A 1,249-nucleotide genomic window follows, 5' to 3' on the forward strand; every position below is an offset into this window, starting at 1 on the left:
CACCGACTACGGCCGGGAAACCCGCCCCGACGGCACACCCGCACCCGCCGCACACCGCGCCGCAGACCCCGCCGCCAACCCCTTCCGCTTCGGCGGCGAGTACACCAACACCGAAAACGGAACCGACTACACCCCCGCCCGCCTCTACCACCCCGAAACCGGCCGCTTCACCACCCGCGACCCCCACCCCACACCCCTCAATAAATACCAAGCCTTCGCAGCCAACCCCATAGAACACACCGACCCGAGCGGGAACCTCCCCTTCAAAATCAAGATCCGCGGCCAGGGTAAAAGGGCGGAGGAGTCGCGCCAGCGCACGCAAGCCTTGGAATCCGCCCGCAAGGAGCACTACGAATCGTCAGCCAGGAAGAGACTTAACAATGCCAGAGGCCGTCTCGTGGCGTTAGTGGATGGCGCCACGATGGCCATTAAGAAGTCCAACTGGCCGGAGGTGCCAGCTTTCACCTCGAAGGTTCCTGCGGCTTACCAGAATTACGAAGAAGCACTGGCGAGTTATACGCGCATTACCGGACATGCGGGCCCAGAACCTCTCCGCAAGGAAGACAATGCCTATATAACCGCAGCCAGCCGCCATTTTGACCTCGCGAACAAGTGGTCGGCCGTCGCAAACCTCGGAATCGAACTCCAAGGGATCAGCAGAACTAAGCGAGACTATGAGCTGTTCGAAGCATCGCTGAAGCAAGAGGGGTTCTCCAGTCACATGGGGACAGGTTTCCAAGATTTCGCCCTTGCGGTCGCCCGAGAAACACTGGACAAGGCAGACGAAAGCGAAATCGAGAAACAGTACATTGAAGCCTGGGATAAACTCAAGGAGACCGTTAAAGAATACAAATCAGCGAAGAAGGGCTCGTTCTTTGTAGATCATTATTATGTGGATTATCTGACATCGCGGGTTACGAGTGTATTTGCGGAGGCGGACCAAATTGCCAAAATTCTGGGGGTTTAGCGGCCTCGAGGCGTCCCGGCTGTCCTGCTCCAGCACGCGACCCCGACCCGGCAGGCCAGCGCGTTCGGGACCGGCTGGTGTCCTTCGCCGACCACGGCGGGGCGTGCTGGCCGCGAGCCGAAGACTCCTCAACCCGCGTGCGGCGCAGTGAGCTCTTTCAACGTGGCCACTGATCGGGTGACCGGGGTGGCTGCGTAACGGGCGAGGCCCTCGGGTTGTTGAGCGGGATATCTGACGTCCGCAGCTTTACAACACGGGGGCCTCGTTGGTTCCTTTTCGTGC

Annotated in this window: 1 protein-coding gene; it reads left to right on the top strand. The window is 60.0% G+C overall.

Annotated elements, in window-relative coordinates; translation table 11 throughout:
* A partial coding sequence (locus IF89_RS44025) for an RHS repeat-associated core domain-containing protein (RefSeq protein WP_158718144.1) occupies nucleotides 1–967 on the top strand: 967 nt, incomplete at its 5' end.
* Nucleotides 968–1,249 lie beyond the last annotated feature (282 nt).

This window comes from Streptomyces sp. NRRL F-2664 (assembly GCF_000719345.1).
Classification (GTDB): domain Bacteria; phylum Actinomycetota; class Actinomycetes; order Streptomycetales; family Streptomycetaceae; genus Streptomyces.